21 protein-coding genes and 1 pseudogene are annotated in these 24700 nt (G+C 55.7%); 12 read left to right on the top strand and 10 right to left on the bottom strand.

What is annotated here, in order from left to right; genetic code table 11:
* The first annotated feature begins 44 nt into the window (after positions 1-44).
* The 5 genes and pseudogenes from parC (at position 45) to PGR79_RS07110 (ending at position 7620) form a co-directional block, all read left to right on the top strand.
* Positions 45-2303: a DNA topoisomerase IV subunit A gene (gene parC, locus PGR79_RS07130; RefSeq protein WP_113373071.1), complete on the top strand. Its 2259-nt coding sequence runs from the start codon at positions 45-47 to the stop codon at positions 2301-2303.
* A gap of 186 nt (positions 2304-2489) precedes the next feature.
* The gene (gene plsC, locus PGR79_RS07125) at positions 2490-3227 is read left to right on the top strand and encodes a 1-acylglycerol-3-phosphate O-acyltransferase (protein ID WP_087859817.1); all 738 of its coding nucleotides are present in this window, start codon (positions 2490-2492) and stop codon (positions 3225-3227) included.
* Between the two features lie 83 nt (positions 3228-3310).
* Positions 3311-4723 (top strand): cell division protein FtsP, encoded by a 1413-nt coding sequence (gene ftsP, locus PGR79_RS07120; protein ID WP_087859816.1) that lies wholly within the window; start codon positions 3311-3313, stop codon positions 4721-4723.
* Between the two features lie 33 nt (positions 4724-4756).
* Positions 4757-7067, top strand: a pseudogene (locus PGR79_RS07115) (YgiQ family radical SAM protein); the annotation flags it as partial.
* 25 nt (positions 7068-7092) lie between these two features.
* Positions 7093-7620: a GNAT family N-acetyltransferase gene (locus tag PGR79_RS07110; RefSeq protein ID WP_113373069.1), complete on the top strand. Its 528-nt coding sequence runs from the start codon at positions 7093-7095 to the stop codon at positions 7618-7620.
* Between the two features lie 34 nt (positions 7621-7654).
* Here PGR79_RS07110 and dkgA read toward each other — a convergent pair whose 3' ends face one another.
* Both dkgA and yqhD read right to left on the bottom strand, forming a co-directional pair.
* Positions 7655-8482 (bottom strand): 2,5-didehydrogluconate reductase DkgA, encoded by an 828-nt coding sequence (dkgA, locus tag PGR79_RS07105; protein WP_015369664.1) that lies wholly within the window; start codon positions 8480-8482, stop codon positions 7655-7657.
* Positions 8483-8626: 144 nt separating this feature from the next.
* A complete protein-coding gene (gene yqhD, locus PGR79_RS07100; protein ID WP_430921346.1) occupies positions 8627-9790 on the bottom strand; it encodes an alcohol dehydrogenase in 1164 nt (387 codons plus the stop codon).
* Between the two features lie 198 nt (positions 9791-9988).
* Here yqhD and PGR79_RS07095 point away from each other — a divergent pair, with 198 nt between their 5' ends.
* Positions 9989-10888: an AraC family transcriptional regulator gene (locus PGR79_RS07095; protein WP_015703501.1), complete on the top strand. Its 900-nt coding sequence runs from the start codon at positions 9989-9991 to the stop codon at positions 10886-10888.
* A gap of 73 nt (positions 10889-10961) precedes the next feature.
* Here the strand turns inward: PGR79_RS07095 and yghB are convergent, their stop codons facing one another.
* Both yghB and metC read right to left on the bottom strand, forming a co-directional pair.
* Positions 10962-11621, bottom strand: coding sequence for a DedA family general envelope maintenance protein YghB (gene yghB, locus PGR79_RS07090; protein ID WP_087859811.1), 660 nt, complete (start codon positions 11619-11621; stop codon positions 10962-10964).
* A 129-nt stretch (positions 11622-11750) separates the two neighbouring features.
* Complete coding sequence (gene metC / locus PGR79_RS07085; protein WP_087859810.1) at positions 11751-12938, bottom strand: cystathionine beta-lyase; 1188 nt, start codon at positions 12936-12938, stop codon at positions 11751-11753.
* A 251-nt stretch (positions 12939-13189) separates the two neighbouring features.
* Between metC and exbB the strand changes: the two genes are divergently transcribed.
* The 3 genes from exbB to PGR79_RS07070 all read left to right on the top strand — a co-directional run bounded on the left by exbB (position 13190) and on the right by PGR79_RS07070 (position 14979).
* On the top strand, positions 13190-13921 hold the full coding sequence (gene exbB, locus PGR79_RS07080; RefSeq protein ID WP_015369670.1) for a tol-pal system-associated acyl-CoA thioesterase: 732 nt from the start codon (positions 13190-13192) through the stop codon (positions 13919-13921).
* Positions 13922-13927: 6 nt separating this feature from the next.
* Positions 13928-14353, top strand: coding sequence for a TonB system transport protein ExbD (exbD, locus tag PGR79_RS07075; protein ID WP_015369671.1), 426 nt, complete (start codon positions 13928-13930; stop codon positions 14351-14353).
* A 131-nt stretch (positions 14354-14484) separates the two neighbouring features.
* Entirely contained in the window at positions 14485-14979 is a 495-nt protein-coding gene (locus PGR79_RS07070; protein WP_015369672.1) for a TIGR00645 family protein, read from the top strand.
* Between the two features lie 44 nt (positions 14980-15023).
* Here PGR79_RS07070 and yghU read toward each other — a convergent pair whose 3' ends face one another.
* Together yghU and PGR79_RS07060 are read right to left on the bottom strand one after the other, a co-directional pair.
* Entirely contained in the window at positions 15024-15890 is an 867-nt protein-coding gene (yghU, locus tag PGR79_RS07065; protein ID WP_020077919.1) for a glutathione-dependent disulfide-bond oxidoreductase, read from the bottom strand.
* A gap of 67 nt (positions 15891-15957) precedes the next feature.
* A complete protein-coding gene (locus PGR79_RS07060; protein ID WP_015703498.1) occupies positions 15958-16518 on the bottom strand; it encodes a DsbA family protein in 561 nt (186 codons plus the stop codon).
* 20 nt (positions 16519-16538) lie between these two features.
* On the opposite strand from PGR79_RS07060, the gene PGR79_RS07055 reads away from it, so the two are divergent.
* The 3 genes from PGR79_RS07055 to PGR79_RS07045 all read left to right on the top strand — a co-directional run bounded on the left by PGR79_RS07055 (position 16539) and on the right by PGR79_RS07045 (position 19884).
* The gene (locus PGR79_RS07055) at positions 16539-16661 is read left to right on the top strand and encodes a hypothetical protein (RefSeq protein WP_323129966.1); all 123 of its coding nucleotides are present in this window, start codon (positions 16539-16541) and stop codon (positions 16659-16661) included.
* A gap of 76 nt (positions 16662-16737) precedes the next feature.
* Complete coding sequence (gene gss, locus PGR79_RS07050) at positions 16738-18603, top strand: bifunctional glutathionylspermidine amidase/synthase (protein ID WP_113373066.1); 1866 nt, start codon at positions 16738-16740, stop codon at positions 18601-18603.
* Positions 18604-18702: 99 nt separating this feature from the next.
* Positions 18703-19884, top strand: a complete 1182-nt coding sequence (locus PGR79_RS07045; RefSeq protein WP_430921343.1) for a PLP-dependent aminotransferase family protein — start codon at positions 18703-18705, stop codon at positions 19882-19884.
* 166 nt (positions 19885-20050) lie between these two features.
* Here PGR79_RS07045 and PGR79_RS07040 read toward each other — a convergent pair whose 3' ends face one another.
* The 4 genes from PGR79_RS07040 to PGR79_RS07025 form a co-directional block, all read right to left on the bottom strand.
* Positions 20051-20239: a hypothetical protein gene (locus PGR79_RS07040; RefSeq protein WP_047078357.1), complete on the bottom strand. Its 189-nt coding sequence runs from the start codon at positions 20237-20239 to the stop codon at positions 20051-20053.
* A gap of 165 nt (positions 20240-20404) precedes the next feature.
* Positions 20405-21205, bottom strand: coding sequence for a hypothetical protein (locus PGR79_RS07035; RefSeq protein WP_430921341.1), 801 nt, complete (start codon positions 21203-21205; stop codon positions 20405-20407).
* Positions 21206-21384: 179 nt separating this feature from the next.
* The gene (locus PGR79_RS07030) at positions 21385-22767 is read right to left on the bottom strand and encodes an aspartate aminotransferase family protein (protein ID WP_430921339.1); all 1383 of its coding nucleotides are present in this window, start codon (positions 22765-22767) and stop codon (positions 21385-21387) included.
* Positions 22764-24272, bottom strand: coding sequence for an aldehyde dehydrogenase (locus tag PGR79_RS07025; RefSeq protein ID WP_430921337.1), 1509 nt, complete (start codon positions 24270-24272; stop codon positions 22764-22766). The genes PGR79_RS07030 and PGR79_RS07025 overlap by 4 nt, the downstream gene beginning before the upstream one ends.
* Positions 24273-24700 lie beyond the last annotated feature (428 nt).

The raw sequence follows: 24700 nt of genomic DNA, 5'->3' as shown, positions 1-24700 counted from the left end.
TTGCCGCCGCAATGGCCGCGTCCCAGATTGAGGATCCACGATTAATGAGCGATATGGCAGAGCGCCTCGCGCTACATGAATTCACGGAAAATGCCTACCTGAACTACTCCATGTACGTCATCATGGACAGGGCATTGCCGTTTATTGGCGATGGCTTAAAGCCGGTTCAGCGCCGCATTGTCTATGCAATGTCCGAGCTGGGCCTGAACGCCAGCGCCAAGTTCAAAAAATCCGCCCGCACCGTCGGCGACGTGCTGGGTAAATATCACCCGCACGGCGACAGCGCTTGCTATGAAGCGATGGTGCTGATGGCGCAACCGTTCTCTTACCGCTATCCGCTGGTAGACGGCCAGGGGAACTGGGGGGCGCCGGACGATCCGAAATCCTTCGCGGCGATGCGTTACACCGAATCCCGCCTGTCAAAATACGCCGAATTGCTGCTCAGCGAACTGGGTCAGGGCACCGTCGATTGGGTACCGAACTTTGACGGTACGCTGCAGGAGCCGAAAATGCTGCCGGCGCGTCTGCCGAACATCCTGCTGAACGGCACCACCGGCATCGCCGTTGGTATGGCGACCGATATTCCGCCGCACAACCTGCGTGAAGTGGCGCAGGCGGCGATTACGCTGCTGGAAAAACCGAAAACCACCCTCGATGAACTGCTGGATATCGTGCAGGGGCCGGACTACCCGACCGAAGCGGAAATCATTACCCCGCGCGCGGAAATTCGCAAAATCTACCAGAACGGCCGCGGTTCGGTACGGATGCGCGCCGTGTGGGCGAAAGAAGACGGCGCGGTGGTGATTAGCGCGCTGCCGCATCAGGTGTCCGGCGCGCGCGTGCTGGAGCAGATCGCCGCGCAGATGCGTAACAAAAAGCTGCCGATGGTTGATGATCTGCGTGATGAATCGGATCATGAAAACCCGACCCGTCTGGTGATCGTGCCGCGTTCCAACCGCGTAGATATGGAGCAGGTGATGAACCACCTGTTCGCCACCACCGATCTGGAAAAGAGCTACCGCATCAACCTCAACATGATCGGCCTGGACAACCGTCCGGCGGTGAAGAATCTGCTCGAAATCCTGACGGAGTGGTTGACCTTCCGTCGTGATACCGTGCGTAACCGCCTGAACTACCGGCTGGAAAAAGTCCTCAAGCGCCTGCACATCCTCGAAGGTTTGCTGGTCGCGTTCCTCAACATTGATGAAGTGATTGAGATAATCCGCCACGAAGATGAACCAAAGCCGGCGCTGATTGCCCGCTTCGGCATCAGCGAAACCCAGGCGGAAGCGATTCTGGAATTAAAACTGCGCCATCTCGCCAAACTGGAAGAGATGAAGATCCGCGGCGAGCAGAGCGAGCTGGAAAAAGAGCGCGATCAGCTGCAGGCGATTCTGGCCTCCGAGCGCAAGATGAATAACCTGCTGAAGAAAGAGCTGCAGGCCGATGCCGATACCTTCGGCGACGACCGCCGTTCGCCGCTGCGCGAACGCGAAGAAGCGAAGGCGATGAGCGAGCACGATATGCTGCCGTCCGAGCCGGTCACTATCGTTCTGTCGCAGATGGGCTGGGTGCGTAGCGCCAAAGGTCACGATATCGACGCGCAGGGGCTGAGCTACAAAGCCGGCGATAGCTGGAAAGCGTCGGTGAAAGGCAAGAGCAACCAGCCGGTGGTATTCATTGATACCACCGGTCGCAGCTACGCCATCGACCCGATTACGCTGCCTTCCGCCCGCGGCCAGGGCGAGCCGGTCACCGGTAAAGTGACGCTCCCGCCGGGCGCCAGCGTAGAACATATGCTGATGGAGGCAGACGATCAGAAGCTGCTGATGGCTTCCGATGCCGGCTACGGTTTCGTCTGTACCTTCAACGACCTGGTGGCGCGCAACCGCGCCGGTAAGGCGCTGATTACGCTGCCGGAGAACGCGCATGTCATGCCGCCGCTGGTCATTGAAGACGATGCCGATATGCTGTTGGCGATCACCAACGCCGGGCGCATGCTGATGTTCCCGGTGAGCGATCTGCCGCAGCTGTCGAAAGGCAAAGGCAACAAGATTATCAACATTCCGTCGGCGGAAGCCGCCTCCGGCCAGGATGGGCTGGCGCATCTGTTTGTCCTGCCGCCGCAGAGCACGCTGACCATTCATGTTGGCAAGCGTAAGATCAAACTGCGGCCGGAAGAGCTGCAAAAAGTCACCGGCGAGCGCGGCCGTCGCGGTTCGCTGATGCGCGGCCTGCAGAAAATCGACCGCGTGGAGATCGACTCCCCGCGCCGCGCCTCGGCTGGCGACAGCGAAGAGTAAGACCCGCATCCTTCACCCGGCTGGAGGATGCGAAAATTTGCCGCAAAATCGTTGTTTATTCAGGCATTGCGATTAACATGTCCTCCAGGGGCGGAAATTTTCCGCCCCGCGTTGAGAGGGCAGCGGTGTCCTGAACCTGTGATTCAACGGGTATAACGCTAAGCGGTTTGGGTTTCAGAGGAAGCTATGTTATTTATTTTTCGACTAATTTTTGTTGTCATTTATTGCATCGTGGTGTGCATATTTGGCAGTCTTTACTGCTTGTTCAGCCCGCGCAACCCTAAGCACGTCGCGACGTTTGGTCATCTGTTTGGCCGTCTGTCCCCGGTATTCGGCCTGAAAGTCGAACTGCGTAAGCCCGCGGATGCGGAAAGCTACGGCAATGCGATCTACATCGCTAATCACCAGAACAACTATGATATGGTGACAGCGTCAAATATCGTGCAGCCGCCGACGGTTACCGTAGGGAAAAAAAGCCTGCTGTGGATCCCGTTCTTTGGCCAGCTTTACTGGCTGACGGGCAACCTGCTGATTGACCGTAATAACCGAACCAAAGCGCACGGCACTATCGCCGAAGTAGTGAATGCGTTTAAAAAGCGCAAAATTTCGTTCTGGATGTTCCCGGAAGGGACCCGCAGCCGCGGCCGCGGTCTGCTGCCCTTTAAAACCGGCGCGTTCCACGCGGCCATCGCCGCTGGCGTACCGATTATTCCAGTATGCGTGTCGAATACATCGAACAAAATTAAACTCAATCGCTGGAACAACGGTCTGGTGATTGTCGAGATGCTGCCGCCGGTCGATACCAGCCAGTACGGTAAAGATAATGTGCGCGCGCTGGCGACACACTGCCGCGAGCTGATGTCCGCAAAAATCGCCGAGCTGGATAAAGAAGTGGCCGAGCGCGAAGCGGCTGGAAAGAAATAATACAGGAAACGCCGCGAACGCGAGCGTATTGCTGGCGGGAAACGAATTCCCTTTTTGCATTGTCAGTATTTCATGGAGTTAATATGTCACTCAGTCGGCGTCAGTTTATTAAGGCTTCAGGTGTAGCGCTGTGCGCGGGCGCCGCGCCGCTGAAGGCTCATGCCGCCGGCCAGCAGCCGGCGCTCCCCATTCCGCCTCTGCTGGAATCCCGTCGCGGTCAGCCGCTGTTTCTGACCCTGCAACGTTCTCATTGGTCATTTACCCAGGGCACGCGCGCGCCGGTATGGGGCATCAATGGCCGCTACCTGGGGCCGACCATTCGCGTCTGGAATGGCGATGACGTCAAACTTATCTACAGTAACCGCCTGACCGAAAATGTCGCCATGACGATTCGCGGCCTGCAGGTGCCGGGCCCGCTGATTGGCGGCGCGGCGCGCATGATGTCGCCGAATGCGGATTGGGCGCCGGTATTGCCGATTCGCCAGAGTGCGGCCACTTTGTGGTATCAGGCGAATACCCCGAACCGGATGGCGAAACAGGTTTACAACGGCCTGGCGGGAATGTGGCTGGTGGAAGATGAAGTCAGCAAGAATCTGCCAATTCCTAATCATTATGGCGTTGATGACTTCCCGGTGATTATTCAGGATAAGCGGCTGGATAACTTCGGTACTCCGGAATATAGCGAACCGGGCAGCGGTGGTTTCGTGGGCGATACCCTGTTGGTCAACGGCGCGCAGGGGCCCTATGTCGAAGTCTCACGCGGCTGGGTACGACTGCGTCTGCTGAACGCTTCTAACTCGCGCCGCTATCAGTTGCAGATGAGCGATGGTCGTCTGCTGCACGTTATCTCAGGCGATCAGGGCTTCCTGCCGGCGCCGGTCTCACTTAAGCAATTGTCGCTGGCCCCCGGCGAGCGGCGAGAAATTCTGGTGGATATGACCAACGGCGATGAAGTGTCGATTACCTGCGGCGAAGCGGCGAGCATCGTCGACCGTATCCGCGGTTTCTTCGAGCCGTCGAGCATTTTGATCTCCACGCTGGTGTTGACGCTGCGTCCGACCGGGCTGCTGCCGCTGGTTACCGATAGCCTGCCGGTGCGGCTGCTGCCGACCGAGCTGCTCTCCGGCACGCCGCTGCGCAGCCGCGATATTACGCTCGGCGACGACCCCGGCATCAACGGCCAACTGTGGGATCCGCAGCGTATTGATATCACCGCCCAGCAGGGAACGTGGGAGCGCTGGACCGTGCGCGCCGACCGCCCGCAGTCGTTCCATATTGAAGGCGTGATGTTCCAGATCCGTAACGTTAATGGAACGATGCCGTTCCCGGAAGACCGAGGCTGGAAAGATACCGTATGGATCGACGGGCAGGTAGAACTGCTGGTGTATTATAACCAGCCTTCCTGGCCGCACTTCCCGTTCCAGTACCTGAGCCAGACGCTGGAGCTCGCCGACCGCGGCTCGATTGGCCAGATTCTGGTGAATCCGGCGCCGTAATATCCGTAACCCTGGCCGCAACACGGTCAGGGTTTGAGAAAATCCTCCTTCATTTCCACTATCATTCCGGCTTATAATCCACGCCCTTTTGGTTATTTTTTTATCATTTTCCCCGGAAGCAATATGAGCGCAATATCCCTGATCCAGCCGGATCGTGACCTATTTTCCTGGCCGCAATACTGGGCTGCCTGTTTTGGCCCTGCGCCATTTTTACCGATGTCGCGTGAAGAGATGGATCAACTTGGCTGGGATAGCTGCGACATTATTCTGGTGACCGGCGACGCCTACGTCGACCATCCAAGCTTCGGCATGGCTATCTGCGGCCGTATGCTGGAAGCGCAGGGCTTCCGCGTAGGGATCATCTCTCAGCCGGACTGGAACAGCAAAGAAGACTTCATGCGCCTGGGTAAGCCGAATCTGTTCTTCGGCGTGACCGCGGGCAATATGGACTCAATGATCAACCGCTATACCGCCGACCGTAAGCTGCGCCATGACGACGCTTATACCGCCGGCAACGTCGCGGGTAAGCGCCCGGACCGCGCGACGCTGGTTTATACCCAGCGCTGTAAAGAAGCATGGAAAGACGTGCCGGTGATCCTCGGCGGTATTGAGGCCAGCCTGCGCCGTACCGCGCACTACGATTATTGGTCCGATACCGTGCGCCGCTCGGTGCTGGTGGATTCAAAAGCCGATATGCTGATGTTCGGCAACGGCGAGCGCCCGCTGGTAGAAGTGGCGCATCGTCTGGCGATGGGCGAGGCCATCGGCGATATTCGCGATGTGCGTAATACCGCGATCATGGTAAAGGAAGCACTGCCGGGCTGGAGCGGCGTTGACTCCACACGTCTGGATACGCCGGGCAAAATCGACCCGATTCCGCATCCGTACGGTGAAGACCTGCCGTGCGCAGACAACAAACAGGTTGCGCCGAAAAAAGCTGAGGCCAAAGCCGTTGTCGTGCAGCCGCCGCGGCCAAAACCGTGGGAAAAAACCTACGTATTGCTGCCTTCCTTTGAGAAGGTCAAAGGCGACAAAGTGCTGTACGCTCACGCGTCGCGCATTCTGCACCATGAAACCAACCCAGGCTGCGCCCGCGCGCTGATGCAAAAGCACGGCGAGCGTTATATCTGGGTTAACCCGCCGGCGATCCCGCTGTCGACTGAAGAGATGGACAGCGTCTTTGCGCTGCCGTACAAGCGTGTGCCGCATCCTTCTTATGGCGATGCGCGTATCCCGGCCTACGAGATGATTCGCTTCTCCATTAACATCATGCGCGGTTGCTTCGGTGGTTGTTCTTTCTGCTCGATCACCGAGCACGAAGGGCGCATCATCCAGAGTCGCTCCGAAGATTCGATAATCAATGAAATCGAAGCGATTCGCGACACGGTCCCCGGCTTTACCGGCATTATTTCCGATCTTGGCGGCCCAACCGCCAATATGTATATGCTGCGCTGTAAATCGCCGCGCGCTGAGCAGACCTGCCGCCGCCTCTCCTGCGTCTACCCGGATATCTGCCCGCACATGGATACCAACCATGAGCCGACGATTAATCTGTACCGTCGCGCCCGCGACCTGAAAGGCATCAAGAAAATCCTTATCGCATCGGGTGTGCGTTACGACATCGCCGTAGAGGATCCGCGCTATATCAAAGAGCTGGCGACCCACCACGTCGGCGGCTATCTGAAGATCGCTCCGGAGCATACCGAAGAGGGGCCGCTGTCGAAGATGATGAAGCCGGGCATGGGCAGCTATGACCGCTTTAAAGAATTGTTTGATACCTATTCGAAGCAGGCGGGTAAAGAACAGTACCTGATCCCGTACTTTATTTCCGCCCACCCAGGGACGCGCGATGAAGATATGGTGAACCTGGCGCTGTGGCTGAAACGTCATCGCTTCCGTCTCGACCAGGTACAGAACTTCTATCCGTCGCCGCTGGCGAACTCAACCACCATGTATTACACCGGCAAGAACCCGCTGGGTAAAATCGGCTATAAGAGCGAAGACGTGGTGGTGCCGAAGGGCGACAAACAGCGCCGTCTGCATAAAGCGCTGCTGCGCTATCACGATCCGGCAAACTGGCCGCTGATCCGTCAGGCGCTGGAAGCGATGGGTAAAAAGCATCTGATTGGTTCACGCCGTGACTGCCTGGTACCGGCGCCGACCCTTGACGAGATGCGTGAAGCGCGTCGCCAGAACCGCCATACCCGTCCGGCGCTGACGAAGCATACGCCGGTTGCGCATCAGCGCCAGACGCCGGCCGCGCCGGGCGCGAAAAAGCGTATTAAGCCGAAGACGGCGTCCCGCTAAGACGCTTCCCCGGCGGGTTCGCTCGCCGGGGGAAAGCTGTCATATAAGGAGAGAGAACGATAATGACGCCGGTAATCCTGTCACGACAGCAGCTGGAAATGTTGTGGGAGATAGATCGCAGTGAAATTATCGACACCCTTTATAAGCTCGATAATGGCCGGCTTCAGGCGTACTCGCAATATTATGATGTGCGAGGTTGGGATCCTCACGATCGCCAGGTTTATACGCCTATTCACGAGGCCTGCTACGATCGCGGCGGTATTTTTTTCGCCTTTTTCGAACAGGATAAAATCATTGCCGCGGCGGCGATTGATGCCTTGCCACGGGGTGAAAAGGGCGATCTACGCCAACTGCTATTCTTTTATGTGGGCGCGGCGCAGCGTGGCCAGGGATGGGGACGGTGTCTGTTTGATTATGCGCTGCAGCAGCTTCCTGATCTGGGCGCGTCCGGCCTGTATATTTCGTCCATTCCCAATAAAAGTACCGTTGATTTTTATCTCTCACAGGGGTGTCGTTTAATTGATGAGCCCGACCCGGAGCTGTTTGATCTGGAGCCTGAGGATATACATTTAATTTGCGAAAGCCTTTAGCGCCGTGCGGCGCTAAAGGCAAAAGTGAAGGGGATTAACCGCCAAACTGGTCCGGGTCGGGGCCGAGACGTTTGCCCTGGTCCAGCTTAGCGATTTCACTGAGTTCGTCTTTGTCGAGACGGAAGTCCCAGACGTCAAAGTTTTCCGCGATACGCGATGGCGTGACGGATTTCGGGATTACCACCAGTCCGCTGTCGAGATGCCAGCGAATGACGATTTGCGCCGGCGTTTTGCCGTATTTATCCGCCAGATGGTGAATAATTTTCTGATCGAAGACCCCTTTGCCGCCCTGCGCTAATGGGCTCCAGGATTCGGTCTGGATTTTGTGGGTGGCGTTCCATGCATGTAGCTGACGCTGCTGCATTAACGGGTGCAGCTCAATCTGGTTGATCACCGGAGCGACGCCGGTTTCATCAATCAGCTTTTGCAGATGTGGCACCTGGAAATTACATACCCCAATGCTTTTTGCCAGCCCTTGCTGCTGCAATTCGATCAGCGCCTGCCAGGCTTCGACGTAATGGCCTATCGCTGGCACCGGCCAGTGAATTAAATAGAGATCCACATAGTCCAGTTTCAGCTTGCTCAGGCTCTCTTTTAGCGCTTCATGCGGCCGTTTTTGATCGTCGTTCCACAGTTTGGTAGTGATGAAGAGCTCATCGCGATTGACGCCCGCGCTGCTTAACGCGTTGCCGACGCCAGCCTCATTTTGGTACGCGGCGGCGGTGTCAAAAGAACGATAACCGACTTCCAGCGCCTTATGAATGGCGGAGACGACTTCCTCGTTGCCTGCTTTCCACACGCCGAGACCCAACTGCGGCATCAGGTTGCCGTCGTGTAGTTTTATAACGGTTGGATGTGTCATGCCTTCCTCCTGTTAATGAACTCAGCGTGAAAAATCCGCCGAGGGGTAGCATTAAGTCTGGACGAAATAGCTAAAAACGGTAGTAAAAACACCTCTCCCCGGCGTTTGTTTAACGTAAGGAGAGGTGAATCAGGTGGGGAGAACTTAGCGGGCAGCCTCGTAAATACGGCGGCTGACGTCCAGAGTGATATCCTGATTTTCGCCAAGTTTAGTCATGCCGTGCTCTTCCAGTTTCGCCAGCAGCGCCGGGATGGAGCTACCGTCGAGACCGAAATCGGAAAGGCGAGTCGGCACGCCCATCTGCTCGAAGAAACTCCGGGTTGCGGCGATAGCGGCATCGATACGTTGCTCTTCGGAACCTTCGGTAATATTCCACACGCGCTCGGCGTACTGCAGCAGCTTAGCGCGCTTGGTATCGCGTTTCTCATTCCACAGCGCCGGCAGCACGATAGCCAGCGTCTGCGCGTGATCCAGGCCGTGCATCGCCGTCAGTTCGTGGCCGAGCATATGCGTCGCCCAGTCCTGAGGGACGCCTGCGCCAATGAGGCCGTTCAATGCCTGCGTCGCCGCCCACATAATGTTGGCGCGCACGTTGTAGTTCTCCGGCTCCTGCAGCGCTTTCGGGCCATCTTCCACCAGCGTTAGCAGAATGCCCTCCGCGAAACGGTCCTGAATTTTACCATCAACCGGGTAGGTCACGTACTGCTCAACGGTATGGACGAAAGCGTCAACGACGCCGTTAGCGACCTGGCGTGGCGGCAGGGTGTAGGTATAAACAGGATCGAGGATCGCAAAGACCGGCTGAACGTGTTCGGACATAAACGCGCGTTTATCGCCGGTGGTTTTACGCGAGATAACCGCGCCTTTATTTGATTCGGAACCGGTCGCCGGCAGGGTCAATACTGAGCCCATCGGAATAGCGCGGGTAATCTTGCTGCCGTAGGTTTCCAGAATTTCCCACGGATCGATATTCGCGTCATAGTGCGCGGCCGCGGCGATAAATTTGGTGCCGTCGAGCACCGAACCGCCGCCAACCGCCAGCAGGAAAGTCACTTTCTCTTCGCGAGCGATTTTCACCGCGTTCATCAGCGTTTCGTAAGACGGGTTTGGCTCAATCCCGCCGAACTCCAGCACGTCAAAGCCAGCCAGCGCGCTCAGTACCTGATCCAGTACGCCGGTTTTCTTCACGCTACCGCCGCCGTAAGTCACCAGCACGCGAGCGCCGGCTGGGATTTGTTCGCGCAGATCGGCGATGGCGCCTTTGCCGAACAGAATGCGGGTTGGGGTATGTAAATTGAAGTTATTCATGGCTGGTGCCCTCATAAAGATGAAACTCCCGGCAGAAAGGACGACTCTCTGCCCGATGGCGGCTATTGTGTTCCTGCGACCGTTTCCTCTCAATGCACATTCCTGCCATTGTCTTGCCCATTTCTCCATTGGGCTGGAGAAAAAGAAGGAAACTACGCACAATAAGCTTGTAGAAAAGTCGTCGGAGAAGCAGCGAAAATGAACCGTGCCGAGATATGCCAGCTATTAACAGATAAAGTTAACAAGCTGAAAGATAAGCAAGAAATGCTAAGTGAACTGCTGCCGGATATCCGTCTGCTGTACGGGACGCAGCCGGGCACCCGTACGCCGGTGATGTACCAGCCGGGGATCGTTTTTCTCTTTTCCGGCCATAAAATTGGCTATATCAATGAACGAACCTTCCGTTATGACACCAACGAATACTTACTGTTAACCGTTCCGCTACCGTTCGAATGCGAAACCTTCGCGACCCCGGAAGTGCCGCTGGCGGGAATGCGGTTGAATGTCGATATTTTGCAGTTGCAGGAGCTGCTGATGGATATCGGCGAAGATGAGCTTTTTCAGCCGTCGGTCGCCTCCAGCGGGATCAACTCGGCGGTGTTATCGGAAGAGATCCTCTGCGCGGCGGAACGCCTGTTAGACGTGATGGAGCGGCCGCTGGACGCGCGCATTCTCGGCAAACAGATTATTCGCGAGATCCTTTATCATGTCCTGATTGGCCCCTGCGGCGGCGCGCTGCTGGCGCTGGTCAGCCGACAGACGCACTTTAGTCTGATTAGCCGCGTTTTGAAGCGTATTGAAAGCCAGTACACCGAAAACCTCAGCGTCGACCAGCTGGCGGCGGAAGCGAATATGAGCGTTTCGGCGTTTCACCATAACTTTAAATCGGTTACCAGCACCTCGCCGCTGCAGTATTTGAAGACCTATCGCCTGCATAAGGCCAGAATGCTGATGATCCATGACGGTATGAAAGCCAGCGCGGCGGCAATGCGCGTCGGCTATGAAAGCGCCTCGCAGTTTAGCCGTGAGTTTAAACGCTATTTTGGTATTACGCCGGGTGAAGATGCTGCGCGTATTCGCACAATGCAGGGGATTTGATAAGGATGCGGCGCCTGTAGCCCCGGTAAGCGTTAGCGCTACCGGGGACTTTGAGACATCCGGGGCGAGTGAATCAGGCGCTGCAGTATTTCTTCTTGATAACGACGATAACCGTACCAACGAGGCCGGTCACCAGCAGGGCGATCGGTAAAATCATCAGGCAGGTCATGACCTGGTCTTCGTGGTTTTTCACGAACGGGATCATGCTCAGCGCATAGCCGAGACCGGTGACGACGCCAACCCACAGCAGGCCGCTGAGCCAGTTAAAGAACTGGAAACGACGATTCGGCAGGCCGGAAATACCCGCCATGGTTGGCAGCAGGGTGCGGACAAACGCCAGAAAACGCCCGGCCAGCAGCGCCAGCAGGCCGTGTTTATCAAACATGTTGGTGGCGCGCTGATGATATTTGTGCGGCAGATGCGACAGCCAGCCTTTCACCATCGTGGTATTACCCAGCCAACGCCCCTGTAAATAGCTCAGCCAGCAGCCGAGGCTGGCGGCGGCGGTCAGTATGGCGAGAGTGGGGATAAAATCCATGACGCCTTTAGCGATTAACGCACCGGCGAGCAGCAACAGGCTATCGCCCGGTAAAAACGAAGCCGGCAGCAGCCCGTTTTCCAGAAACAGGGTCGCGAACATGACCAGATATACAAAACCCACAACGTGAGGGTTTGCCAATGCGGCAAAATCATGTTGCCACAGCGCGGCGACAATCTCTTGAATGACAACCATGGACTTTCCTAAGTGGTACCGTTTTTCGACTAGTGTACTCCTGAAGCGGCCCGAGCACCTTGATCCCGGGCGCAACAAAAGCGGCCGCTTTTCTGAAAGCGTCCGCTTTTGTTGCCACTTCCTGTCACTTTACACGATACGCGCGAAACCTGCCGCTAAATCCGCCAGCAGATCGTCAACATTTTCTAAACCTATGTGCAGTCGAATAAGAGTGCCGCTGAAATCCACTTCCGCCCCGGGGCGGATGGCCGCGATATGTTCCGGCTGATTGGCGAGAATCAGCGATTCGAACCCGCCCCACGAGTAGGCCATGCTGAACAGGCTGAAGTTGTCCAGATAGGCTGCCAGCTCGGCGTCGGTCAGACGTTTATTAAGGACGAAAGAGAACAGCCCGCTGCTGCCGCTGAAGTCGCGCTTCCAGAACTCGTGGCCCTTGCTGCCCGGTAGCGCCGGATGATTGACTCGCGCCACCTGCGGGTGCTGCGCCAGCCATTCGGCGACGCGCAGGCTGCTTTCATGATGCTGACGCAGGCGGACGCCAAGCGTGCGCAAGCCGCGGCTGGTCATGTAGGCGGTGTCGGCATCGACCATCTGGCCCATCAGATAGGCGTTTTCACACAATTGCTCCCAGCAGCGGGCGTTGGCCACCGCGGTGCCGATCATCCCGTCGGAGTGACCAATTAAATATTTCGTTGCCGCCTGAATAGAGATATCGATACCAAAATCGAGCGCTTTAAACAGTACCCCTGCCGCCCAGGTGTTATCGATCATGATAATGGCTTCCGGCGCGACGCGGCGCACGGCGGCGACGATGGCCGGCACATCATGCACTTCCATGGTGATCGAGCCGGGGGATTCCAGAAACACGACTTTAGTATTGGGTTGAATCAGGTTGGCGATATCCGCACCGATGAGCGGATCGAACCAGCCGGTCGTCACCCCGAGCTTCGCGAGGATCTTAGTGCAGAAGTCCTGGCTGGGCTCATAGGCGGTGTTGGTCATTAACACGTGGTCGCCCTGTTCGACGAAGGCCAGAATCGTGTTGGCGACCGCGGCCGCGCCGCAGGGGAAGAGGGCGCAGCCGGCGCCGCCTTCCAGTTCACACATGGCTTCCTGCAGCGAAAAGTGGGTCAGCGTGCCGCGGCGGCCATAAAACAGCTCGCCTTTGGCGCGATTACGGGTGGCGTGTTTTTTAGCCTCGACGGTATCGAACACCAGCGATGAGGCGCGTTGGATAACGCTATTCACCGAACCCTGAGTATATTTTTTGCGGCGCCCGGCGTTGACCAGCGCGGTATCAAGATGTTTATCAGCCATGTTATAGAAACCTGTTTTTATACGTCTGGACGTCTAAACTACCATGAATACCGGTTTGTGTACTGGGCCGCAAACGATACAGGCAAAAATTTTCCCGAAACCGGCGTCAGCCGCTTTTTTACTGCGTAAGCGCAAAGAAAATAAACGTGATTTGCTGCACAGTGTAAATACTAATGAGAACCACTATCAATTCGATGTCGTTTTGATATTATTATGCTCAGTTTTTGTGATTGACGTCCTGGAGAAACAGTGTGGGTAATAATTTGATGCAGGCGGATCTCTCCGTTTGGGGTATGTATCATCACGCCGATATTGTCGTTAAGGTTGTGATGATTGGCTTGATTCTGGCTTCAGTAGTCACCTGGGCTATCTTCTTCGGCAAGGGTGCCGAAATGTTGTCCAGCAAGCGTCGCCTCAAGCGTGAGCAGCAGCAGCTCAGCGAAGCGCGTTCTCTCGATCAGGCTAACACTATCGCGAATGGATTCCATGCTAAAAGCCTGACCACTCAGCTGATTAACGAAGCCAATAATGAGCTGGAACTGTCGGCAGGCGTGGATGACAACGAAGGCATTAAAGAACGTACCGGTTTCCGCCTTGAGCGTCGCGTGGCGCAGGTTGGCCGCTACATGGGCCGCGGAAATGGTTATCTGGCAACCATCGGCGCTATTTCCCCGTTCGTCGGTCTGTTTGGTACCGTCTGGGGCATCATGAACAGCTTTATCGGTATCGCGCAAACGCAGACCACTAACCTGGCGGTTGTCGCGCCGGGTATCGCGGAAGCGCTGCTGGCAACGGCCATTGGTCTGTTTGCCGCGATTCCGGCGGTGGTTATCTACAACGTTTTCGCCCGCATGATTGCCAGCTACAAAGCGTCTCTCGGCGATGTGGCCGCGCAGATTATGCTGCTGCAAAGCCGTGACCTTGACCTGAACGCCAGTGGTTCTCAGCCGCTGCGTCCGGCGCAGAAATTACGGGTAGGTTGATCCGCTATGGCGATGCATTTTAACGAAAACCTCGATGACAACGGCGAAATGCACGATATTAACGTCACGCCGTTTATCGACGTCATGTTGGTGCTGTTGATTATCTTCATGGTGGCGGCGCCGCTGGCCACCGTGGACGTCAAAGTCAACCTGCCGGCCTCATCCAGCCAGCCGCAGCCGCGTCCGGAAAAACCGATTTACCTGTCGGTGAAGGCGGACAAATCGATGTTCCTCGGCAACGATCCGGTGACCGAAGAGAGCGTGATTGCCTCGCTGGACGCGCTGACTCAGGGTAAGAAAGACACCACCGTGTTCTTCCGCGCCGACAAAACCGTCGACTACGAGACGATGATGAAAGTGATGGATACGCTGCATCAGGCCGGTTACCTGAAAATTGGTCTGGTGGGCGAAGAGACCGTCAAAGCGAAGTAATTTCCCCCAGGATTTCTCCCGAAAGGCCAACACAGTGTTGGCCTTTTTTATTTCCCTACCGACTGCGTATCGTTTTGATATGGGCCAGCTGCGATATAATGGCGGCCATTTTTACAAACTGACAGGACCTTATGGAACGCTTTCTGGAAAACGCTATTTATGCTTCGCGCTGGCTGCTGGCGCCGGTTTATTTCGGCCTCTCGCTGGGGCTTATCGCGCTATCGATAAAATTTTTTCAGGAGATATTCCACATCCTGCCGCATATCTTCAGCGTTAGCGAGTCGGATCTGATTCTGACGCTGCTTTCGCTGGTCGATATGACGCTGGTGGGCGGGCTGCTGGTGATGGTGATGTTTTCAGGTTATGAGAACTTCGTCTCGACGCTGGATATTAACGAAGGCAAAGAGAAGCTCAACTGGCTTGGCAAAATGGATGCGACATCGCTGAAAAACAAGGTGGCGGCGTCGATTGTGGCTATCTCTTCCATTCACCTGCTGCGGGTGTTTATGGATGCGAAGAACGTGCCGGATAACAAGCTGATGTGGTACGTCATTATCCATCTCACCTTTGTGCTGTCAGCCTTTGTGATGGGCTATCTCGATCGCCTGACCAAGGTAAAGCACTGATGTGACAACTTACCCGGCAGCCTCGCGCCGCCGGGTAAGGGGTATTACGCCTGGCGTTTGTCTTCGGTCTGGGTGTCGAAATCGCGGGCATCATGGCGCTCGTGCAACTGTTCGTCGAGCGGGCCATTAGTGCGGTTAACCATCCGTCCGCGCTTCACCGCCGGGCGATTGCCCACGTCCTGCGCCCAGCGCAGCACGTTAACGTAACTGCCGGCATCGAGGAATTCCGCGGCGTTATAGACGTTGCCCAGCACCACGTTGCCGTACCACGGCCAGATAGCCATATCGGCAATGGTGTACTCTTCTCCGGCCACAAAGCGGCCGCGCGCCAGCTGCTTATCCAGCACGTCGAGCTGACGTTTCGCTTCCATGGTAAAGCGGTCGATCGCGTACTCGATTTTCACCGGCGCATAGTTATAAAAGTGGCCGAAGCCGCCGCCGAGGAACGGCGCTGCGCCCTGTAGCCAGAACAACCAGTTCAGCGTTTCGGTGCGCCCGGCCGGGTCTTTCGGCAGGAAGAAACCAAATTTTTCCGCCAGATATAACAGGATGCTACCGGATTCAAATACCCGGGTCGGCGGAGTGGTGGAGTGGTCGCTCAGCGCCGGGATCTTCGAGTTTGGGTTCACTTCGACAAAGCCGCTGGAAAACTGATCGCCTTCGCCGATACGAATCAGCCAGGCGTCATATTCAGCGCCAGCCACGCCCAGCGCCAGCAGCTCTTCCAGCATGATAGTCACTTTCTGCCCGTTCGGCGTGCCCAGCGAATAGAGCTGCAGCGGGTGATTGCCAACGGGCAGCACTTTCTCATGCGTCGCGCCGGAAACCGGACGGTTGATATTGGCGAATGCGCCGCCGTTATTCTGTTTCCATTCCCATACTTTCGGTGGTTGGTAGTGATTGTCGGACATACTGACCTGCCTCTTTAGTAAGGTGTACAAAAATAGTGAGGTGTACAAAAAAGTCTAGCAGCTAATCTCAGGCCATAATCCGTGCGGCCCACACGCTGACGTCATCGCCGCTGCCGAGGTCAGGCTGCACCAGACCGTTGACCATAAACGTCGGCGATACATGGATGCCATTCTGGCGGGCGTATTTACTGTGCCATTTGATTTCGTTTTGCAGCTCAGGGCGGGCAAATGCCGCCGCCAGCGACACGTGGCTGTAGCGTTCAAGGCGCTCGATAATTTGCTGCGGAGTGGTATTCATATTCGGCCCGCTGCAGTGGTCGGTGAATTCAAACTCTTCACGATGATCGGCAACCGCCTGCAGGACTTTGTGCGCCTGCTCTCTGCCATGCGGCAGGGTGGAGGCGGCCAGCACGCAGCGCACTATTACCCCGGAAAACAGATGCCACGGCTGGGACTGCAGGCGAATCTTAATCGTGACGTTTTCGGCGCCGACTTCATCCAGCAATTCATCAAGCTTGTTGAAGGCGCGAACGGAAAACGGACAGGTTGGTTCGAGGAATACTTCAAAAGTCCGCGGGCCGTGTCCCCAGACCAGCGGCTGGGCATTGAGATGCGAAGGTGCGCTCATTGTCGACTCCTGATGTAGTGATGTTTTTTTGTTATGTGTTGGCTAACAATATCACTTTTGCCAATGGACGCCGGGTTATTTTCTATAAGGGCACGTTTAGCGAATCGAATGAGTGGTATCATCTTTTCACCTCTGTCTGGTAAGTGCCTGCGGCAGGATAAGAAGAGGGAGTTTTGTTCCGCCAACTGCCCGGGCTGCATTAATTTGAGGTCAGGCTAAATGAGTAAAGGATCGACCAGTATTGACGCCCCTTTCGGCACGCTTTTAGGCTACGCGCCGGGCGGCGTGGCAATTTATTCTTCGAATTACAGTAGCTTAAATCCACAAGATTATCCGGATGACGCCGCTTTCCGCAGCTATATCGGCAATGAGTATATGGGGCATAAATGGCAGTGCGTAGAGTTCGCGCGGCGCTTTTTATTCCTCACCTACGGCTTTGTCTTTACCGATGTCGGTATGGCTTATGAAATCTTCTCGCTGCGCTTTCTGCGCGAAGTGGTGAATGACAACATTCTTCCCCTGCAGGCCTTCGCCAACGGCTCGCGTCGTCCGCCGATCGCCGGCTCGCTGCTAATCTGGCAGAAAGGCGGCGAGTTTAAACATACCGGCCACGTGGCGGTGATTACGCAACTGGTAGGGAATAAGGTCCGTATCGCCGAGCAAAACGTCATTCACGCGCCGCTGCCGCAGGGCCAGCAGTGGACCCGCGAGCTGACGCTGGAAGTGAAAGACGGCGTCTACACCATCAAAGATACCTTTACCGATACCGAAATTTTAGGCTGGATGATCCAGACCGCCGATACCGAGCACAGCCTGCCGCAGCCGGTGCTGCCGGGCGAGGAGATGAAAATCAGCGGCGCGCGGCTGCCGAATAAGGGCCAGTTCCGCGGTAACTGGCTCAATGAGAAAGACGCGCTGCAAAAGGCCTATGTTGAAGCCAACGGTCATTTCATCAATCAGGATCCCTACCAGTACTTCACCATCAGCGAGAGCGCCGAACAGGAGCTGATTAAAGCGACTAACGAACTGCACCTGATGTATCTGCATGCCACTGATAAGGTGATGAAGGATGACAACCTGCTGGCGCTGTTCGATATTCCGAAAATTCTTTGGCCGCGCCTGCGCCTCTCGTGGCAGCGCCGCCGACATCATATGATTACCGGGCGCATGGATTTCTGCATGGACGAGCGCGGGCTGAAAGTGTACGAATACAACGCCGACTCTGCCTCTTGCCATACGGAAGGTGGATTGATCCTCGAACAGTGGCTGAAACAGGGCTATCGCGGTACCGGCCATAATCCGGCGGAAAATCTGCTCGAGGAGCTGGCGGGGGCGTGGAAACACAGCCGCGCGCGGCCATTCGTGCATATCATGCAGGATAAGGATCTTGAAGAGAACTACCACGCCCAGTTTATTCAGCGTTCGCTAACCGAGGCGGGCTTTGAGAGCAAAATTCTCTTTGGTCTTGATGAGCTGCGCTGGGATGCCGCCGGGCAGCTTATCGACGGCGATGGCCGCTTGGTTAACTGCGTGTGGAAGACCTGGGCATGGGAAACCGCCATCGAGCAGGTGCGTGAAGTCAGCGCCGATGAGTATGCGGCAGTGCCGATTCGTACCGGTCATCCGCAAAATGAGGTGCGCCTGATTGACGTCCTGCTGCGCCCTGAAGTATTGGTATTCGAACCGCTGTGGACGGTTATCCCCGGCAACAAGGCAATTCTGCCGGTGCTGTGGTCGCTGTTCCCGCATCATCGTTATCTGCTGGATACCGATTTTGTGGTCAATGACGAGCTGGCGAAAACCGGTTATGCGGTCAAACCGATCTCCGGGCGCTGCGGTAATAACATCGATCTGATAAGCCCGCACGATGAGGTATTGGATCAGACCAGCGGGCAATTTGTCGATCGCAAAAATATTTACCAGCAGCTGTGGTGTCTGCCGAAGGTTGACGGCAAGTACATCCAGGTGTGCACCTTTACGGTGGGCGGTAACTATGGCGGAACCTGCCTGCGCGGCGATGATTCGCTGGTGGTGAAGAAAGAGAGCGATATTGAGCCGTTAGTCGTACTGAAAGACAACGAGTAACGGCCGCAAACCGGGCAGCGGCTAGCATCGCTGCCCGGCACCTGCAAAGCTTCAACGTACAACTAATAACACAACAACAAGACAGAAAAGGAAAAGCATATGCACGATCGGCGCCTCGCCGCCCGCGCGGGTGAACTTAAGCCCTCCGCCGTCCGCGAACTTCTCAAACACAGTAAACTGCCCGGCGTTATTTCGCTTGGCGGCGGTATTCCGGCTCCGGAACTGTTTGATACCGAAGGTCTCAACCTCGCGGTGCAAAAGGTGATGAGTGAACGTTTTAATGATGCGTTCCAGTACGGCCTTACCGAAGGATATCCGCCGCTGCGCCAGGCGGTGAGCGAAATCTGCCAGTCGCGCGGCGTGGCCTGCTCGGCAAGCCAGGTGTATATCACCTCCGGTTCGCAGCAATCGCTGGATATCGTTGCCCGCACGCTGCTCGATCCGGGCGATGCGGTCGTCGTTGAACGTCCGACCTACCTTGCCGCGCTGCAGGTATTCCATCTGGCGCAGGCGAATATCCTGAGCGTCGATACCGACGATAACGGCATGCTGGTTGAACAACTGGCCGATCTGCTGGAAACCACTAAGGTTAAAGCGGTCTATCTGGTGCCGACGTTTGGCAACCCCGGCGGTAAAACCCTCAGCGACGATCGCCGCCAGCGGCTGGTGGCGCTAGCGAAGCAACATGATTTTGTGATCATCGAAGACGATCCCTACGGCGAAATCAGCTTCACCGATAAAGTGCGTCGTCCGCTGTATCAACATGCGATCGAACAAGGCTGTGAAGAACGGGTGGTGTACACCTCCACGTTCTCCAAGATCCTTGCGCCGGGAATGCGTATCGGCTGGATCGTGATGCCGGAGTGGCTGGCGCACCAGGCGGTGATCGTGAAGCAGGCGGCGGATCTGCATACTAATATGCTCTCTCAGGTTATCACCGCTGAGTATCTGGAAATGAATCGCCTGAACGATCAGATCGCCCTGATCCGCGAAGACTACCGCAAGAAGTGCGTGGCGCTGGCCGAGGCACTGGAAAGCCGTCTTGGCGAGCATCTTGAGTTTAGCCGCCCGGAAGGGGGAATGTTCCTGTGGGCCCGCTTCCGCTATCCGTTCGATACCATGGCGTGGTTGAATAAGACGCTGGAAAACGGCGTGGTTTACGTACCTGGCGAAGCGTTCTACAACGATAATCCGGATACCCGCACGCTGCGTCTTTCCTATTCGACGGTTTCTGAAGCCGGTCTGCTGACCGCCGTCGAACGTCTGGCGAAATCGCTGTAATCTTTTGTCTCCGCACCGATGACCGGTGCGGAGAGCTTTAAATCGGGGGAGGGATTACTCCTGCTCGGCGATGCGATCGTCAAGCCAGATGAGCATCAGAGAAGAGAGAAAAGCGACAGCAATAGTGCCAATAAACAACAACATAAAAATTTCCTCAGGGGTTTTATTATTTTTCTAATGTAACCGGTGAGTGGCTATTTTTGTTTGCAATGGTGATTTTGGTGTCATGCTGCGCTGTTGCAAGGGTGAAAAAATCATCAGCGTCAACATCGAAGTTCAGTACTATTTCCCGGTACTTTCTGGCATTAACAAGTTCTTTAGCTTCTTTCATACTACTGGCGATAATAGTAGGCATCAGTTTCATCTCAGTTTGAAAACTAGCAGCAAAATAAAAGCTTGTTCGTATCAGATCAACATTTTTTTGCTACTTTACACATCACCAGAAAGCCTGTCTTTGCGCAATCGTAACCAGAGTGGGAGCGTATGCAGAAGCGGAGGCCAGATGCCACCGCTCACCGTCTTAAAGCTGATACTGCCAGGAGAACAGGAAGCGCTTTTCGGCTTCATTGAGATAGGTGTTGTTATCCTGCACGTAGGTCATAAATTTCACCGAGTTGTGCTCGGTCAGGTTATATCCCACGCCGACCCCGGCGAAATAACCTTTATAGTTATCGCCATCGTCGTTTTTCGAGCCATACGCTCCCCCGGCGAAACCTAACAGGCGCAGATCGGCGCTCAGTGGTTTCAGGACAAATGCGCCGAGATAGCCGCTGCTGCCGGAGATATTCGTCGATTCAAAACCGTTCTCCGGCGACGGCATGCCGTTAAAACCCGACTGCGAACAGGCGCTATGTTGATCCTTATTACAGGCCATATGGTCGCCGGTATTATAGGTATAACCGGCCATCGGGAATATTTGGAAGCCTGCTGGTTCAAAGCCAAAATAACTGAGCGGCAGGAACGTGCCGATAGAATAGTTGGTTTGTGAGGAGTCATCGGGATAAACATTTTTCCCAAAGTTAAAGTTAAAAATACCAATGGGAAATAGCCATGAACCGCCGACGCGCCATTCCGTGGCGTCGCTATTAATACGCACATTGAGTTTCCGCGCTTCGTCAAAGGCCAGCGAGCCGGAAAATGCGAGATTGCTGTCGTCCAGATCGTAGTTATCTGACCACGTCACGCCGAATTTGGTGGTCACTTTAGTCGGGTCATCCGCCGATTTCTCGGCGTTGGTTTTAACTTCCCCCGTCTTGGCAAAGAGCGCGCCTGGCAGCAGACCGATACACAGCGCGCATACCGGGAGATATTTAATAAGCATAAAAATTCACAATTTCAAAAAATCAAATACAACAAACTACTGTACACGACGATATTCATCGCTAATATCACCGATATATTTAATTTTGCATTTCACCGCCGGCACTAGTTAATTATTCGAAACTTCATAAATAACCCGCATATAGCGGGTTATTTATGAAAGAGGGTACGTAATAATATTTATAGCAGGCCAATCTCTTTCGCGGTGCGGTCAACGGCGCGCTTGGTTTTTTCAACCAGTTCATCGAGTTCGCTATGTCCGGCAATCAGCGCCGGCGCCATGATCATGCGCCCCAGCGTCGAGCGAATAATCACCCCTTCTTCAAAGCCGATGGTGCGACAGCGCCAGGCCAGTTCGTTCTCGTTGGCAAAGCGTTTGCGAGTGGCTTTATCTTCAGCAAACTGCAGGGCGGCCACCAGCCCGGCTCCCTGCACCTCGCCAATAAGCGGATGATTTTCAAACACTTCACGCAGCGTTTTTTGCAGATAGGGGCCGCTATCGGTGCGAACCCGGGTGACGTGGTTTTCATCGCGCAAGGCTTTCAGGTTGGCAATCGCCACCGCGGCCGCCACTGGGTGGCCGGAATAGGTCAGGCCGTGTGGGAAAACGCCGCCTTTTTCCACCAGCACGTCGGCCATGCGTTTGCTCAGCACCAGCCCGCCCATTGGTACGTAACCGGAGGTTAGCCCCTTGGCAATCGACAGCGTATCCGGTTCAAAACCAAAGTACTGATGCGCAAACCACTCGCCGGTACGGCCAAAGCCGCCAATCACCTCATCGGCGCACAGCAGCACGTCATATTGCCGGCAGATACGTTGGATTTCCGGCCAGTAGCTTTCCGGCGGGAAGATCATCCCACCCGCGCCCTGGAACGGCTCGGCGATAAAACCGGCGACGTTTTCCGCGCCCAGCTCAAGGATCTTCTCTTCCAGCTGGCGGGCGCAGTGCAAGCCGAACTCCTGTGGGGTCAGGTTGCCGCCGTGCATAAACCAGTAGGGTTCGTCGATGTGGGCCACGTCCGGGATCACGCCGCCCATTTCATGCATGAACTTCATGCCGCCGAGCCCGCTTGCCGCCAGCGTGGAGCCGTGATAGCCGTTCCAGCGGCCAATCATCACCTTTTTCTCCGGCTTACCGAGGATCTGCCAGTAGCGACGAACGGTGCGAATCAGCACTTCATTCGATTCCGAACCGGAGTTGGTGTAGATAGCGTGGCTGTAGTGCGGCGGCAGCAGGCTGAACAGTAGCTCGGAAAGCTCAATCACCGCCGGGTGGGTCGTGTGGAAGAACATATTGTAATAGGGCAGTTTGGCAAACTGCGCCGCGGCGGCGTCCGCCAGATCCTGGCGGCTGTAGCCCAGCTGGGTACACCACAGGCCGGACATTCCATCGAGGTATTTATTCCCGTCGTTGTCCCACAGGTATAGTCCTTCGCCGCGTACCATGACGCGCGCCCCTTCGGCGTTCAGCGCTTTTTGATCCAGGAAGGCGTGAATATGGTGAGCCGCATCTGAATGTTGGTAATCGGACGTCGAACGGTTCTGATTGCTTGGATTAGTCATTTCGTCTCTCCTGTCTGCTGAAACTGAAACCAGGTGGTTTTGAGGCTGGTGAATTTATCAAAGGCATGTAGAGACAGATCGCGGCCAAAGCCCGACTGCTTGTTGCCGCCAAAGGGAACGGTGACGTCCAGCGCATCGACGGTATTTACCGAGATTGTTCCGGCGGTCAGCTGCGCGGCGACGCGATGGGCGCGGTGCAGATTGTCGGTCCATAGCGAGGCGGCCAGCGCATAGATATGGTTATTCGCCAGATGAACCGCCTCCTGCTCGCTATCGAAGGCGCAAACGGCCAGCACCGGGCCGAAGATCTCCTCTTTCCACAGCGCCATCTCTTCGTTCACGTTGATCAGCAGCGTTGGCTGAACGTAGTTGGCGACGCCGTCTATTTCCACCGTACGGCCTCCGGTAAGCAGCGTTGCGCCCTCGTCTTGCGCGCGGCGGATAGCCGTCATCACTTTTTCGGCATGCGCGGCGCTGACCATCGCTCCCATGCGGGTTTGCGGCTCGAGCGGATGCGCCGGAGCCCAGGCCTGCATTCTTTCCTGTAGTTTGGCAATGAAGGCCGCGTAAATCGGGCGCTCAACCAGCAGGCGAGAGTTGGCAGAGCAGACTTCGCCCTGATTAAAACAAATACCGAAAGCTGCTTTTTCAGCGGCCAGGTCGAGATCCTGGCAGTCGGCGAAGATGATATTGGCGCTCTTGCCGCCGCACTCCAGCCATACTTGTTTCAGATTGGACTGGGCCGAATAGGCCATAAAGGCTTTGCCGACGGCGGTTGAGCCGGTGAAGGCGATGACATCGATATCGTGATGCAGTCCCAGCGCGCTCCCGGTTTCGGTTCCCAGTCCGGTCACCACGTTAAGTACGCCTGGCGGAATACCGGCCTCCAGCGCCAGTTCGCCCAGACGCAGGGCGCTAAACGGCGAGTTTTCCGAAGGTTTGAGGATCACGCTATTGCCGGCGGCCAGCGCCGGACCTAACTTCCAGGAGGCGAGGTCGAGCGGGAAATTCCACGGCACGATGGCAGCAACCACGCCGATGGGCTGGCGGGTAATGGTCGCCAGCGCGCCGGGCCTGGCGGGAGCCACCTCATCGTAGAGTTTATCTACGCTTTCTGCATACCAGCTGAGGATGTGCGCGGCGCCGGGTACATCAATGTTCAGCGCATCGTTGACCGGTTTCCCCATGCTGACGCTCTCCAGTAGCGCCAGCTCTTCGCGATGTTGAAGGATCAGCGCCGAGAGGCGCAGCAGCGCGCGTTTACGCTCCTGCGGCGCCAGCCCCGACCAGACGCCGGAAGTAAACGCGCGGCGCGCGGAGGCGACGGCAATATCGATATCTTCCGCCTGCAGCGAGGTGACTTCCGCCAGCAGCGTATTGCTGGCTGGATTAATGGCGGGGCAGACTTTACGGCTTTTCGCGACGTACGGTTGACCATCGATAATGGCGTGGCTGATAAAGCGCTGCTCCTGCAGCCTGCGCTGCCAAAAGTTTCTATCAGACATGAACTTTCTCCTTCGCATGTTGCGTAATTGTTATTTATTTGTTTCTTTGAGTTCATGATGCAGGAGGCCAATGCGGCGAGAAAGGACTAAAAATTGAGGCTACCTCTATAAAAATCGTTGTTAGTCAGGATTGGCGATTTTCTGTGATCGAGGACGGGAGGTCGTGCGTTGTGATGGCGTTCAAAAATCGGGGAGGTGCAATTTTTCAATAAGCTGTAATACAAAGAGTTTTTATTTGCGGTCCGTTTTCTATAACGAAGGGGCCCGGTGGGTTTTGGCAATATTAAATATTCTCAAATAAAAATATTGAGAACATAAATACTAATTAAGGCAAAATGAATAACGATGAAACGTTCGACCTCACCAGCGCGTTTTAGTGAGCGTAAGCATAATTAATACGTTGTAATATAAGGTAGTTATATGCCTTG

The organism is Klebsiella sp. 141161 (assembly GCF_050600815.1).
In the GTDB taxonomy this organism is placed as follows: Bacteria; Pseudomonadota; Gammaproteobacteria; order Enterobacterales; family Enterobacteriaceae; genus Klebsiella; species Klebsiella aerogenes.
This window is presented reverse-complemented; position numbering and strand designations above follow the sequence as displayed.